This window comes from Paludisphaera sp. (assembly GCF_037189885.1).
GTDB lineage: Bacteria > Planctomycetota > Planctomycetia > Isosphaerales > Isosphaeraceae > Paludisphaera.
This window is the reverse complement of record NZ_JBBCIR010000071.1, coordinates 44246-57848: the sequence shown is the minus strand read 5'-3', so window position 1 is coordinate 57848 and position 13603 is coordinate 44246. Positions and strand designations below refer to the sequence as shown.

The 13603-nt window shown below is 74.2% G+C and carries 10 protein-coding genes; 4 read left to right on the top strand and 6 right to left on the bottom strand.

Annotated elements, in window-relative coordinates:
* Window positions 1–360: 360 nt before the first annotated feature.
* On the bottom strand, window positions 361–1017 hold the full coding sequence (locus WG209_RS19260) for a hypothetical protein (RefSeq protein ID WP_337176710.1): 657 nt from the start codon (window positions 1015–1017) through the stop codon (window positions 361–363).
* On the bottom strand, window positions 1014–2408 hold the full coding sequence (locus tag WG209_RS19255; RefSeq protein ID WP_337176709.1) for an alpha-L-fucosidase: 1395 nt from the start codon (window positions 2406–2408) through the stop codon (window positions 1014–1016). Before WG209_RS19255 ends, WG209_RS19260 begins: the two co-directional genes overlap by 4 nt.
* Before the next feature lie 266 nt (window positions 2409–2674).
* Between WG209_RS19255 and WG209_RS19250 the strand changes: the two genes are divergently transcribed.
* Window positions 2675–4177, top strand: a complete 1503-nt coding sequence (locus tag WG209_RS19250; RefSeq protein ID WP_337176708.1) for an efflux RND transporter periplasmic adaptor subunit — start codon at window positions 2675–2677, stop codon at window positions 4175–4177.
* Between the two features lie 76 nt (window positions 4178–4253).
* Window positions 4254–5366, top strand: a complete 1113-nt coding sequence (locus WG209_RS19245; RefSeq protein ID WP_337176707.1) for a hypothetical protein — start codon at window positions 4254–4256, stop codon at window positions 5364–5366.
* Here the strand turns inward: WG209_RS19245 and WG209_RS19240 are convergent.
* Together WG209_RS19240 and WG209_RS19235 are read right to left on the bottom strand one after the other, a co-directional pair.
* Window positions 5330–8737 (bottom strand): PAS domain S-box protein, encoded by a 3408-nt coding sequence (locus WG209_RS19240; protein ID WP_337176706.1) that lies wholly within the window; start codon window positions 8735–8737, stop codon window positions 5330–5332. The genes WG209_RS19245 and WG209_RS19240 overlap by 37 nt on opposite strands.
* A 134-nt stretch (window positions 8738–8871) precedes the next feature.
* Complete coding sequence (locus WG209_RS19235) at window positions 8872–9672, bottom strand: hypothetical protein (RefSeq protein ID WP_337176705.1); 801 nt, start codon at window positions 9670–9672, stop codon at window positions 8872–8874.
* A gap of 129 nt (window positions 9673–9801) precedes the next feature.
* On the opposite strand from WG209_RS19235, the gene WG209_RS19230 reads away from it, so the two are divergent.
* Complete coding sequence (locus WG209_RS19230) at window positions 9802–10428, top strand: sigma-70 family RNA polymerase sigma factor (protein ID WP_337176704.1); 627 nt, start codon at window positions 9802–9804, stop codon at window positions 10426–10428.
* Window positions 10425–12875: a protein kinase gene (locus tag WG209_RS19225; RefSeq protein ID WP_337176703.1), complete on the top strand. Its 2451-nt coding sequence runs from the start codon at window positions 10425–10427 to the stop codon at window positions 12873–12875. Before WG209_RS19230 ends, WG209_RS19225 begins: the two co-directional genes overlap by 4 nt.
* Before the next feature lie 18 nt (window positions 12876–12893).
* Here WG209_RS19225 and WG209_RS19220 read toward each other — a convergent pair whose 3' ends face one another.
* Entirely contained in the window at window positions 12894–13397 is a 504-nt protein-coding gene (locus tag WG209_RS19220; protein WP_337176702.1) for a YbaK/EbsC family protein, read from the bottom strand.
* 17 nt (window positions 13398–13414) lie between these two features.
* Window positions 13415–13597, bottom strand: coding sequence for a hypothetical protein (locus tag WG209_RS19215; protein WP_337176701.1), 183 nt, complete (start codon window positions 13595–13597; stop codon window positions 13415–13417).
* Window positions 13598–13603 lie beyond the last annotated feature (6 nt).

Below are 13603 nucleotides of genomic sequence, written 5' to 3'. Positions count from 1 at the left end.
GCCGGTGTTCGATGACGGCGTTCTTTGAAATCCCGGAAGCAGTCAGCGGGCGACGATGACCCATCCCGTCCCCTCTCCCCCCGGGAGACGGTAGCCGCGGCAGCGGCGGGTGAGGGCCATCGCGCCTCGAGAATCGCGTGGGCCGCGCGGGCCGTGAACTGGGGCTATCTCCGCGCTCCGACGACCCTCACCCGGCGGGAGAGGGGACGCGCGTTCCACGCTCGGCGGGCGAGAAAATCACTTCGAAGACGACGAACGAAGCCAACGCCGATTAACGGCAAACATCTTATGCCTAGAGCCTTACGGCAAAACCAGGGAAACCCGCGGCGCGCGAACGAAGCCAACATGCGAGGCCCCGCGTCATCCCGACGGTTGGGCGAGCCTCCCCCCGTCCGGGGGCGGCCCCGCCAGGACCACGCGGAATCGGGCCTCGACGGCGGGGGCCAGGGCGTCGAGCCAGTCGGAGGCCATCTTCGTCAGGCGGTCGATGGTCTCCTTCCCCGAGCCGCGCGCGACGGCGGCCACGCGGCCCTGGTGGTCGATCAGGAAGTGCCACGGGTCGCCCGACGCCTCCACGCCGAGCGAGCGGGGGACGTCGGCCCCGGCCAGGTACAGCGGTAGCTTCCCCCGATACGACTCCAGCGCCGCGCCGGCGTGCTCGACGCCCAGGGGGTCGGTCGCAGCGACGGCCATGCCGAAGCGGTCGTCGTCCTTCAGGAGGTCCCACGCCGAGACCAGTTCGGGGAGGACGGGGGCCGCCTCGTCGGGCTCGGCGGGGAGGATGACCAGCCAGAGGATCCGCCCCTCCATCCCCAGCAGCAGCCGCGGGCCGGCGTCGTGCAGGCCGGAGAGCCGGGTGGGGGGCATCGGCTCGCCCATCACGGACGCCGCCCGCCCCGGCCCGAACCGCAGCCACGCCGCGCCCGCCAGCAACGCCAGCGCCGAGAGGGCCAGCACGAGGTGGAAGCGGTCGAGGCCGCGAGGTTCGTCGTCCCAGTCCGCCGGTTCGCTCGTCATGGAGAACCCCCAGGGCCGAGACCCGGCGCGTCGGGTTCCTCGGGCATCGGGACGGGTACGTCGACCGCGATGATCGTATCGTAGGGGGTCCGGACGTCGTCGGGAATGGTCAATCTGACGCCGTCGGGGGTGATCTCCTTCTCCAGCGGGGTCATCCCGCCGAGCGGCAGGGCGACGGTCTGCTCCAGCGCTTCGGGGAGGACGACCGCCTTGACGTCCGGCTTCAGGACGTGGACGTAGATCGTCGGGGCCCGCTCATCCGACGCCTCGCGAGACGTGGTGACGCCCCAGGGTTGGGGCGGGATCGGACCCTTGCGCGTGCCGCGTATGGACTTGCCGTTCGCTTCCAGCCAGCGGCCCAGGTCGAGCAGGCGCTCGGCGGCCTCCGGGGGGATCGTGCCGTCGGGCCTGGGGCCGACGTTCAACAACAGGTTCGCCCCCCTCCCCGCCGCGCCGACGAGGGCGTGGACGAGCTGCTCCGTCGACTTGAAGTCGCGGTCGCCCGAGTCGTAGCCCCACGACCGGCCGATGGTCAGGCAGGTCTCCAGCGGCAGGGCGGCCGTCGTCTCCGCCTTGTTGAAGCCGGCCTTGTTCTCGCCGGGGAGGTCCTGCTCGAAGACCTGGAAGTCCTCGCCCGGGAACGGGGCGACGTGGTGGTTGTTCCCCACCAGCGCGCCGGGCTGGAGTTCGTGGATCAGCCGGTAGGTCCCTTCGAGATCCCACGCGGCGTCGGGGGCGTCCCACCAGCCGTCGAACCAGACGCCGCCGATCTCGCCATAGTTCGTGCAAAGCTCGCGGACCTGCCCCTGGTAATAGGCGACGTACTTGGCCCAATCCCCCTTCGGCTCGCGGCCCGCGTGCCGGCCGGTCTTGCCCAGGGGGAAGAAGTCGGGGTGATGCCAGTCCAGGAGCGAGTAGTAGAAGAACAGCTTGACCCCATGCCTGCGGCAGGCCTCGGCCAGGGCGCGGATGGGGTCCTTGCCGTACGGGGTCGCGTCGACGACGTCGTAGTCGGTCAGCTTGCTGTCGAACATGCAGAAGCCGTCGTGGTGCTTCGTCGTGACGGTGACGTAGCGGGCGCCGGCGGACTTCACCAGCTTCACCCACGCCTCGGCGTCGAACCGGGACGGATTGAACTGGGGCGGGAGCTTGCGATACTCCGAGACGGGGATCTTGTCGTTCTCCATGACCCACTCCCCCTTGCCGAGGAGCGAGTAGACGCCCCAGTGGACGAACACGCCGAACCTGGCGTCCTCGAACCACCGGCGGGCGATGGCGTTTCGGGATTGTTCCGGCGGGGCCTCCTGGCCGCTCGCGGCCCCGACGACGGCGGTCGCCGCGATGATCGCGGCCAGCGGGAACCCGGCGGCGAACCGTCCTCGCGTCTCCATGATCCCTCCTCCCGATGCGGCGGCGAGGGGCCCAGGCCCGCGAGACGTCGCGGCGACGAGGGCCCGACGCGCGCCATGATAGCCGGCGCGTCGGCGGGCGTCGCGTCCCGAGGGCGCCGGCGGTCGGAAATGGGCCGATCGGGGCGAATCCTGGTCCGACCGGCGCCGTTCCGTCGCCTAGTTCAAGGTGAGGGCGTGGATCGACGCGCGCGGGCGGGGCCTCGGATCGGCCCGCGGGACGGCGCAAGCTAGCGAGAGGGCCTGAGATGGCGACCGCGACGACCCCGAAGGAACAGGCCGGGACGATCATCCCCCCGCCGGCGGGCGAGAAGACGCCGGCCCGGACGCCGGCCGCGCCGCGGGGGCGGTCGCGGTGGCCGATCGCGCTGGGGCTCGCGCTGGTCGCGGTGGCGGGCGGTGCGTTGGCGACGAGGTCCGCGGCCCTCCGGGCCGACTCCAGGCCGACCACGCCGCTCTACCGCGTCGTCCGGGCGCCGCTGCCGATCACCATCAAGGCCCACGGCGCCCTGGAGAGCGGCAAGAATCGCGAGATCGTCAACAAGGTCGAGGGGCAGACCACGATCCTGTTCATCGTCCCCGACGGCACGATCGCCAAGGCGGGGGACCTCCTCTGCGAGTTGGACTCCTCCGCGATCCGCGACAAGCTGATCACCCAGCGGATCACCATCGAGCAGGCCCGCTCCGACCTGGCCTCCGCCATCAAGACCCGCGAGGTGGCCGAGTTCTCGCTCCGCGAGTACGAGGGGGGCACCTACCCCCAGGCCCGCCAGAACGCCGAGATCGCCCTGAAGACCGCCGAGACCAACCTGGACCAGGCCCTGGGCCGGTTCGCCTGGTCGAGCCGCATGCACGAGCAGGGGTTCGTCGCCAAGTCGCAGATGGTGGCCGACCAGGACGCCAAGATGAACAGCGAGATCACCCTCGACCGCACCAAGGGGCAGATCCACGTCCTGGAGGACTACACCCGTCGCAAGCGGGTGATCGAGCTGAGCGCCTCCGTGCAGAAGGCCCGCAGCGACGAGCTGGCCAAGCAGGCCAAGCTCAACCTGGAGGTGACCAGGCAGCGGAAGTACGAGGGCCTGCTGGAGGCCTGCAAGATGACCGCGCCGATCGACGGCCTGGTCGTCCACGCCAACGACAGCATGATGCGGTTCAGCTCCAGCCCGGAGATCATCCAGGAAGGGACCACGGTCCGCGAGAACCAGACGCTGCTGCGGATCCCGGACGTCTCCCTGATGCGGGTCAACGCCAAGCTGGACGAGGCGGTCGTCAGCCGGGCGGCCCCCGGCCAGGCCGTGCGGATCCGGGTGGACGCCCTCCCCGGCGCGGTGCTGCCGGGCAAGGTGCTGAGCGTCCAGAACATGTCCGACCCGGTCAACCGCGACTTCCCCGAGGCCCGCTTCTACACCACGATGATCTCCGTCGAGGGCGCCACGACCGCGCTGCGGCCCGGCATGGCGGCGAAGGTCGAGATCCTCGCCAGCGAGGCCCAGGGGGTGCTGGCCGTCCCCATGCGCGCCGTGCTCCAGGCGCGGGGCGAGAGCTTCGTCTACGTCGGCGGCGCCGACGGCGCCATGCTCCGCCGCGGCGTCCGGCTCGGCGGCGCCAACGAGGAGATGATCGAGGTCGTCGAGGGCCTCGGCGAGGGCGAGGTCGTCTCGCTCGACCCCATGGCCGTCATGACCGAGGACGAGAAGCGTCAGGCCTTCGCCGCCATCGAGGCCCCCACCGCCGACGACTGGCGCTGATCCATTGCCCGCCCCGGGCCGACCCCCTACACTTGTCACGGCAAGTCGGGGTCCGGATCCCGCGGAGTGTGGCGCCATGCTCATCGTCTCGCTCGCCCTGTCGTCGCTATTGCTGTTCGTCTCCGTCCGGGCCGCGCGCAGGCCCGAGACGGCGGCGGGCAAGGTCGTCCTCTGGACGATCGGCCTCCTCTTCCTATCCACGGCCTACGCGCCGGTCGGCCTCCTGCCGGCGGTCTTGCTCCAGGCGCTGCTGATGCTCGCGACGGCCGTCGCCTGGAGCCTAGCGGGCGGGGGCCCGTCCGCGCTGGTGAAGGCGGCGTGTGCGGCGACGCTGGCGGCGTATGTCCCGGCGTGTTGGTTGGCGCGCAGCGACCATGGGGAATACGCGCGTCTTCGAGGCCTGTACCCTTACGAGTCGATGGAATCCCGGGTCCGCGAACCCCGGCGCGCCGTAGGGGACGCCCCGCCGGGCCCGGACGCCCTGGCCCGGCTGGCGCGTCTTGAAGGCAACCTGCAAGACGGCATGGGCGGATACCGGGCCGCGCAACTCCGCCGGCTCCACGAGGACGCCGTCTGGCTGTTCATCAACTCGCCGGGGTTCGGCGTCGCCCGGATGGGGTTTCCCACCGAGTGGACCCTCAAGCGCGGCGGCCTCATGCCCGCGCCGCGTCAGCTGTCGCCCCGGGCGACGTTCGATGGCTCGCCCGGCGGCTTCGCGGCAATCGACGCGACGGAGGAGGATCCGCTCGGGCGGCTGCTGGACGAGAGCATCCTCGGGTACGCGAACGCGCGAGGCTTCGGCTACATCAAGGACCGTCGCCACATCGCGGGGTTCCAGGGGCACGGGTTCTCCGAGATCCCGGCGGCGGACGGGAGCCGCTGGCGGGCGCGGTCGCTGGAGCTGGTCGGCCTGCTGGACGACGAGCCGGTCGTGTACGTCTCCGACGAGCTGCCCGGCATGGGTCGCCCGCGCGGCGGGACGCGGCCACTCGACCGCTTCGAGGGCCCCGCGCTGGAGATGCTTCGGCGCGGGGAGGATCTGTGCGTCGTCCGCGACGGCGAGGTCGTCCGGATGCTCGGCGCCGTGCGGAGCGGCCGCCGGTGCGTCGAGTGCCACGGCGGCGATCGGGGCGATCTGCTGGGGGCCTTCTCCTACGTGCTCGGCCCGGAGGGCGTCCCGTCGGACTGAGCGCCCTCGCTTCGGATCAGCCTGGCGAGGAGGGCCTCGACCTGGGCGGGGTCGGTGGGCTTGACGAGGTGGTCGTCGAAGCCGGCCTCGCGGGTGCGGCGACGGTCCTCGTCCTGGCCCCAGCCGGTGAGCGCGGCGAGGTGGATGTCGCGAAGGTGGGGGCTGGAGCGGATCCGATGGGCGACCTCGTAGCCGCTCATCCCCGGCAGGCCGAGGTCCAGCAAGATCAGGCTGGGGCGGTATGACTCCAGGATCCGCAGCGCCTCCGGCCCGTCGTGCGCCGCGCGCACCTCGTGGCCCTTGATGGAGAGCAGCATGGCCAGGGTATCGGCCGAGTCGCGGTTGTCGTCGACGACCAGGATGGCCAGCGGCGGCGCGGCCGCCCCGCCGGCCTCGGGGGCGGCGCCGGGCGCGACGGCGGCCGCCGGCCGGACGAGGGGCAGGCGGACGATGAAGGTGGCGCCCAGGCCGGGGCCGGGGCTCTCGGCGACGACGGTCCCGCCGTGCATCTCGACCAGCCGGCGGACCAGGGTCAGGCCGATCCCCAGCCCCCCCTGCGCGCGGTCGAGCGTCGCGCCAACCTGGGTGAACATGTCGAAGATCCGCGGCAGCATCTCCGCGGGGATGCCGGCGCCGTCGTCGGACACGCGGACGACGGCGCGGGAGCCCTCGCGGCCGACGGCCACCTCGATCCGGCCGCCGCGGGGGGTGTACTTCGCGGCGTTGTTGAGCAGGTTGGCGACCACCTGCACCAGCCGCGTCCGGTCCGCTTCCAGCGGCAGCGGCTCGTCCCCGGCGTGGACGACCAGCTCGTGGCCGCCGGAATCGATCATCTGGCGGCTGGTCTCCACGGCCGCCTCGACCACGGCGCGGAGGTCGAGCGGCTCGCGGCGGAGGGCGACCTTGCCGCTGGTCACGCGGGAGACGTCCATCAGGTCGTCGACCAGGCGGACGAGGTGGGAGAGCTGGCGGTCCATCATCGCCAGGAGGTTCTCCTGGGACTCCCCCTCCGGGACGCCCATGCGGAGGATCTGCACGCCGTTGCGCACCGGGGCCAGGGGGTTGCGCAGCTCGTGGGCGAGGGTGGCCAGGAACTCGTCCTTGCGGCGGTCGGCCTCCTGGAGCCGGTGATACAGCCCGGCGTTCTCGATCGCCACGGCGACGCGATCGGACAGCTCCTGGGCGACGCGGAGCTGCTCCGGGCCGAAGAGCTTGCGGGGAGAGCCGCTCAGGAAGGTGAGGCCGCCGATCACCCGGCCTCGCGAGCGGATCGGGACGCAGAGGTACGACCGGACCCCGGCGGCGCGGAGGCGGGCGAGTCGCTCCCGGCCGGCGGGCGAGGCGTCGACGTCCATGGCGTCCAGGTCGGCGACGACCTCCGGCTCGCCGGCGCGGAGGACGTGCGGGACGACCCCGCCGAGGGCCTCGGCGTCGCTGGCGGCGGCGCGGACGGCGGCCGATTCGGGCGACTCGCCCTGGGTGAACGCCAGCCGCCGCCGCTCGCCCGAGTCGTCCAGGACGTCGACGGCGCACCAGTCGGCGAAGCCGCCGACGGCGAGGTTGGCGATCCGCCTCAGGGTGCTCTCGTAGTCGACCAGCTCGGCGAGCGAGGCGCCGGCGTCGGCGAGGAACCGGATCCCCTCCTCCGAGCGCTCGCGGGCGGTCGCGTCCCGGAACAGCTTGCCGAAGCCGACGAGCCCCCCCCCGTCGCGCAGCGGGACCATCACCCCCTCCGCGAAGAACGGCGAGCCGTCCCGGCGGGCGTGCCAGCGCCGGTCCTCGGCCCGCCCCTCGCGCGCCGCCGTCTCCCGCTCCCGGGCCGGGACGCCGGCGGCGCGGTCCTCGGGCGTGAAGATGACGTCGATGGGGCGTCCCAGGGCGTCGGCCGGGGCGAAGCCCGTGACCTCCTCGGCCCCGCCGGCCCAGTCCACGATCAGCCCGTCGAGGTCCATGATCACCACGGCGTAGTCGACCGCGTTCTCCAGGAGCAGCTCCAGCCGCTGGTCCTTCTCGCGGAGCTGCTCCTCGGCCCGCTTGCGGTCGGTCAGGTCGACGCCGTGGATCAGCACGCCGGAGACGACCCCCTCCGGCCCGAGCAGCGGCTGGAAGACGAAGTCCAGCCAGCGATCCTCCATCTCCCCGCCGGGGCCCCGCGCCAGCGGGACCCTGCGCTCCGCGGCGTGGTAGGGCTCCCCCGTCGCGTAGACGCGGTCGAGGATCTCGAAATACCCCTGCGAGGCCACCTCCGGGAGCACGTCGCGCACCGGCTTGCCGGCCAGGTCGCGACGCCCCAGCAGCTCCATGTAGCGCTCGTTGGCCCGCTCGAAGACGTGGTCCGGGCCGCGCAGGACGGCCACGAAGGCCGGCGAGCGCTCGAACGCCTCGGCCAGCCGCTCGCGCTCGTCGGCCAGGTGGGCCAGCAGCCGCTCGCGCTCCTGCTCGGCGGCGCGCCGCCCGGTGATGTCGGTGAAGAGGATGGCCACCGTCCGCTCGGACGGCTCGCCGAGGCGGAAGGCGTAGACGTCGAACCAGCGGCCCAGGGCCTCCGAGCCCTCCACGAACCGCGTCGCCTCGCCGGTCGTCGCCACCCGGCCGTAGGTCTCGATCCAGCGGCGCTCCAGGCCGGGCACCAGCTCCAGGGCCGTGCGGCCGACGGCCCCCGCCAGCCCGGTCCGCTCCTCGAAGACCTCGTTGGCCTCCAGGAAGCGATAGTCCACCGGCCGGTCGCCGTCGAACAGCACCTCGACGACGCAGAAGCCCTGGTCGATCGACGTGAAGAGGCTCCGATAGCGGGCCTCGGAGCGCCGCAGCGCCTCCTCCCCCGCCCTGCGGGCGTCGATGTCGATCACCGCGCCGACGTGCCCGCGGTACTCCCCCGAGGGGCCGAACCGGGGCCGGCCGGAGTCGAGGACCCAGCGATAGGTGCCGTCCCCGCGCCGGACGCGGTGCTCCAGGTCGATGGGCTCGCGACGGGCGGCGGCCTGGCGGAACAGCCGGTCGGCGGCCTCGCGGTCGTCGGGGTGGACGGCGTCGAGCCAGCCGAAGCCCAGGCCCTCCCCCTCGGCCTGGCCGGTGAACTCGCCCCAGGCGCGGGACATGAAGGTCGTCGCCCCCGATGGGTCCGTCACCCAGAGCATGGCCGGCACGACCTCGGCAACCGCCCGCAGCCGGGCGACAATGCCCGCCCGCCGGCCCACGAGCCGGCCGACGGCCGTCCCGGCCAGCGCCCCGCCGCCGACGGCCGCCGCCACCTCCGCCGCGCCGGCCCCCTCGCGGAGCAGCCCGCCGGCGCCCCAGCCGAAGGCCGCCGCGCCCGCGACGATCGCCGCCAGCGCCGCGGCCCCCCCGCCCCGCCCTGGATCCGTTCGCATCCGAGCCCCCCAGCCCGCCACCGGCCTCGGCGGCCCACGGGCCGGCCCCCGCCCCGCGCCCCGGGCGAGGATTACCGGTCTCCGGCGCCATTCTACCGCCGGATCCTCGGCGATCCCAGGGGACGTGGCTCGGATCAGGCGCGCCGTCGCCGAAACGCAACGGCCAGCCCCAGCCCCGCCGCGGACGCCCCCAGCGCCAGGCCCGAGGGCTCGGGGACGGCGACCGACCCGGGGACCGCGATCGTCGGGCTGAAGTTGTTGAACGCCAGGCCGATGCCGTCCACCTTCGTCCCCACGAACGTCAGCCGGATCGCCCGCACGCCGTCCGGCAGGCCCTCGAAGCCGAAGGTCCACGGCAGGCTGTCCAGCCCCGACAGGTTGTTGACGCCCTCCGGCGACAGCAGCGTCCGGAGCACCGACCCGGAACCGTCCAGCACGTCCACCCGCCACTGCTCGAACCGGCCGTCGGCGCCGGCGTCGATGTCCCAGATCTCGCCCGAGAACTCGCGGATCACCTGGTCCGTGTCGTAGTCGATCACGAAAGGCCCCGGCAGCACGCCGATCCCGTCGGGCTGGCGGAGGAAGAACTCCCCGAGCTGGTCCTCCAGCCCCGAGCCCTCGCGCACCTGGTCGTTGAGCCCCCTCCCCGCCGTGGTGGCGACGAACCCGTCCGTGCCGTTGTTCCCGATCCGCTCGAACACCGGCAGCGCGTCCACCCCGTCGTCGAAAACGTTGTTCCCGTTCCTGTCGAAGAACATGCGGACCGAACCGCCCCCTTCGAGCATGTACGGGTTGACCAACCTGCCGCCGTCGGTCGGCGCGGCACCGTCCGGGCGGGTCTCGAAGTCCAGCAGCCCCGCCGCGCGGGCGGGGACGCCGGCCGCGCAGCCGAGGGCGAGGATGAGGGAGAATCGGGCGATGGTCGGTCGAATCATGAGTCTCTCCTGGTGATCCCGGGCGGCGCGAGTCGGAAAAATCACGCGCCACGGCGTGGCGTGATGTTACGATGGAACATCCACCGAACATGACGAAATGGATTAACTCCAATCCGGCCGAGGGGCGTCATGGGGACGATCGACGACGAGAAGACCGACGGCGCCCTGCTGGAACGCCTGGGGGACTGGGCCGACCATGAGGCCTGGTCGGCGTTCGTCGGCCGCCACGACCGCCAGGTCCGCCGGGTCGTCGGCTCGTACCGGCTCGGCGCCGAGGCGTCCGAGGAGGTCTACCAGGCGATCTGGATCGAGCTGGCGAACCGGATGCGCGGCTATCGCTACGACCCCTCGAAACGCTTCCGCGCCTGGCTGGATCGGCTCTGCCGCTCCCGGGCCGTCGACCACTGGCGCCGCCGCGAGGCCGAGCGCGCCCGCGCCGGGGGCGAGCCCCCGCCGACGCCGACCGGGCTCGAGGCCCCCTCCCCCCCGGACGACGACGACCCGACGCGCCAGGCGCTCCTACGCCGGGCCGAGCGGATCCAGGAGGCGGTGAAGGCCCGGGTGGACGCCCGCACCTGGGAGGTCTTCTGGCGGATCGCCGTCGACGACGCGCCGGTCGCCGAGGCCGCCGAGGCCGCCGGCATCTCCTACGCCGCCGCCTTCGCGGCCCAGAAGCGAGTGCGCCGGATGCTCCGCGAGGAGGCCGGGCGGGGGGAGGCCGCGGCGATCGAGGCCGACGCCGGGGCGTCGCCATGACCCCCTGCCCCGACCCCGACGTCCTGAGACGCCTCGGCGCCGACTCGCTCGACGCCGAGACCTACCGCCGCCTGGAGGCGCACCTCGCCTCCTGCCCCTCGTGTCGCGACCGCCTGGATCGGATCGCCCGGTCCGAGGCCACCGCGACGGAACGCGCGGACGCCCCCCCCGCCCCCGCGCCGACGATCCCCGGCCTCGTCCTGCTGCGGGAGATAGGCCGGGGGGGCTGGGGAGTGGTCCACGAGGCGGAGCAGACGACGCTGCGACGGCGCGTCGCCGTGAAGATCCTGGCCGCGGCCCCGGACCTGGACGCCCGGGCGCGCGGGCTGTGGCTCCGCGAGGCCCGCGCGGCGGCCCGGGTGCGGCACCCGAACGTCGTCCGGCTGCACGACGCCGGCGAGCACGACGGCCGACTCTACCTGGTGTTCGACCTCGTCCCCGGCGGCAGCCTGCGCGACCTCGCCGACGCCCCCGTCCCGCCGGCCGTCGCCGCGCGGATCGTCGAGGCGATCGCCGGGGCCGTCGAGGCGATCCACGGCGCCGGCCTGCTCCACCTGGACGTCAAGCCGGCCAACATCCTGATGGACGGCCCCCCCGGCGCGGGCTGGGACGCCCTGACGCCGATGCTCTCCGACTTCGGCATCGCGCGCGAGGCGTCCGAGGTCGCCGGCGCCACGGTGACGCTGGGCGTCCGCGGGACCCCCGCCTACATGGCCCCGGAGCAGGTGGCGGGCCGCCCCGGCACGATCGGCCCGGCGGCCGACGTCCACGCGCTGGGCGCCACCCTCTACGCCCTGCTGACCGGCCGCCCGCCGTTCCACGGGGCCACCCCCATCGAGACCCTGGACCTGCTGCGCGACTCCGAGCCCCCCCCGCCCCGAGCCCTGGCGCCGAGGATCCCCCGCGACCTGGAGACGATCTGCCTGAAGGCGCTCCGGAAGGCCCCCTCGCGGCGGTACCCCTCGGCCCGGGCGCTGGCCGACGACCTGGCCCGATGGCGCGAGGGCCGGCCCATCCAGGCGCGGCCGGCCTCGTGGGGGGAGAAGGCCGCGCGGTGGTGCCGCCGCCACCCCGCCCCCGCGGCGCTCGCCGCGGCGCTGGCGCTGACGGCGCTGCTGGCCGTCCTCGGCCTGACCGCCCTGTGGCGGCGCTCCGAGCAGCAGCGCGGCCGGGCCGAGGCGGCGCTGGCGCGGGCCCTCCAGGGGGAAACGGCGGCCGACCGGCTGGTCGTTGACCTGGTCGGCATGCTCCGCGACGCGGTCGAGGCGCCCGAGCGGTTCGCCAGCGAGCGCAGCGACGACGCCACCCACGCCATCCTGGCCCTGACGTCCCACCTGCGCCGCACCCCCGAGCTGGCGGCGAAGCACGCGACCACGCTCGCCCCCCTGGAGATGGAGCTGGCCAAGTTCCGCTCCGCCCGCGTCGACTTCGACGGCGCCGCCCGGCTCCTGGACGACGCCGTGACCCTCCTGGCCGCCCGATTCCGGGCCAGCCCCGACCCCGACGTCGGCGCCCGCATGGCGAGGGCGATCCTCCACCGCGCCCAGTCGGCCGCCCAGCGCCAGCGTCACGAGGAGGCCGCGGCCGACGCCCGCCTCGCGGCCCGCTCGCTCGCGGCCCTGCCCGACGGCCCCCACGCCGCGGACGAGGTGGTCGACCTGCACGTCACCCGCGGCTACCTCGCCGAGTTGCTGGACGGGGCGGGCCGGGCGGACGCGGCCCGGGATCTCGCCCGGGAGCACGCCGTCGAGATGGACGCGCTGGCCCGCCGCTTCCGCTCCTCACCGGCCGTCGACCTGATCGCGAGGCTCGCCCGCGCCGAGGCGGCGCCCGGCCCCCCGCCCCCCGCCACCGGCTGGACCAGCGAGGCGTTCGCCCTCTTCCCCGGGGGCGAGGGCATGCCGCCGAGCCTCGCGGGGCTGCTCGGCGACCTCAACGCCCGCGAGCTCCTGGCGCGGGCCGTCGCGGCGGACCCGACCGCCGGGCCGGGGGCGATCGCGGCGGCGATCCTCGCGGAGTTCGACGCCCGCTGCGACGCCTGGGACGCCCCCCCCCGGTTCCGGGCCGACCTGGCCGACCGCCTCGGCCACGCGGCGTGCGTCGCCGCCATGGACGCCCGCCGCGCCGGCGACCTCGCGGGGGCGCGGCGCGTCGTCGCCTGGATGGCCCGCCTGGGCGAGTCGCTGGCCGACCGCCCCGGGCTCCTCGGCTGCGGCCCCGTCCTGATCAGCCTGGCGCGCGAGCAGGAGGCCAAGGTCGGCTGGGCCGAAGGAGACCTCGCCGCCGTCGACCGCTCCCTCCGGGCGTCGCTGGCCGAGGCGGCGCTGGCCTTCGACGAAGCCCCCGAGGAGGCGGCCCCCCGCGAGCGCATCGCCTCCATGCGCGAGAAATACGCCCGCCTCGCCGCCGCCGAGCCCGAGCGCCCGCGGCCGCCCGACGGGCCTTGACGACCGCCCGCCCGTCCGTCAGCCGGCGCGCAGGCCCGAGGCCGCCCGCGTCGCGGGGACCGCGATCGGGGCCGCGAAATCGGCGAGGATCGGCCTCTCCAGCGCCAGGTAGTCGGACGACCGCATGAGGAAGCTCTCCAGCCGGGTGTGGCCGGGGAAGACGATCTCGGGGCCGTCCAGCGACGGGTCGACCACCGTCGCCACCCCGAACAGACCGCCGATCGCCGGCCGCGCCCCGGGCTCGCACGTCGGGAACCGCCGCGCGACCTCCTCCGGCGTCGCCAGCCGGAGTTCCGTCGGCGCGACCCCCAGCGCCGCCGCCAGCCGCGTCGTGTCGATCCGCGAGGTCGCCGGCAGGACCGCCAGCCACTCCCGCTCGCCCGCCCGGACCAGGACGGCCTTCGCCACCCGTCGCCCCGGCACGCGGAGACTCGCCGCCAGCCGTTCCGCCGAGGAGGCCGGCGCGTGCAGCAGGTGCTTGAACCAGATCCGACGACCGCGGAGATACTCGGTGAGGTACATGGGCCTGGCCTCCGGGTTTAGGATGAATCCTCGCCCGAATCATAGGCGTCTTCGATGCCGACCCGGCGGCCTATCCGCCTTTTCGCCGCCGCCTCAACCGCCACAATCCGCCCGCCCATCCTAATCCTCATCGACCTCCCGATCGCCCCGCCGGCGGCCCCGACGCCGAACCATTTCGTCGCGGTATTCGTCTTCAGCATGGGGGG

Bases quoted from the DNA above. Each gene is read 5' to 3' on its own strand.
- WG209_RS19225 (WP_337176703.1), top strand. From the start codon at position 10,425: ATGACCCCCTGCCCCGACCCCGACGTCCTGAGACGCCTCGGCGCCGAC.
- WG209_RS19240 (WP_337176706.1), bottom strand. From the start codon at position 8,737: ATGCGAACGGATCCAGGGCGGGGCGGGGGGGCCGCGGCGCTGGCGGCG.
- WG209_RS19235 (WP_337176705.1), bottom strand. From the start codon at position 9,672: ATGATTCGACCGACCATCGCCCGATTCTCCCTCATCCTCGCCCTCGGC.
- WG209_RS19255 (WP_337176709.1), bottom strand. From the start codon at position 2,408: ATGGAGACGCGAGGACGGTTCGCCGCCGGGTTCCCGCTGGCCGCGATC.
- WG209_RS19245 (WP_337176707.1), top strand. From the start codon at position 4,254: ATGCTCATCGTCTCGCTCGCCCTGTCGTCGCTATTGCTGTTCGTCTCC.
- WG209_RS19250 (WP_337176708.1), top strand. From the start codon at position 2,675: ATGGCGACCGCGACGACCCCGAAGGAACAGGCCGGGACGATCATCCCC.
- WG209_RS19260 (WP_337176710.1), bottom strand. From the start codon at position 1,017: ATGACGAGCGAACCGGCGGACTGGGACGACGAACCTCGCGGCCTCGAC.
- WG209_RS19220 (WP_337176702.1), bottom strand. From the start codon at position 13,397: ATGTACCTCACCGAGTATCTCCGCGGTCGTCGGATCTGGTTCAAGCAC.
- WG209_RS19230 (WP_337176704.1), top strand. From the start codon at position 9,802: ATGGGGACGATCGACGACGAGAAGACCGACGGCGCCCTGCTGGAACGC.
- WG209_RS19215 (WP_337176701.1), bottom strand. From the start codon at position 13,597: ATGCTGAAGACGAATACCGCGACGAAATGGTTCGGCGTCGGGGCCGCC.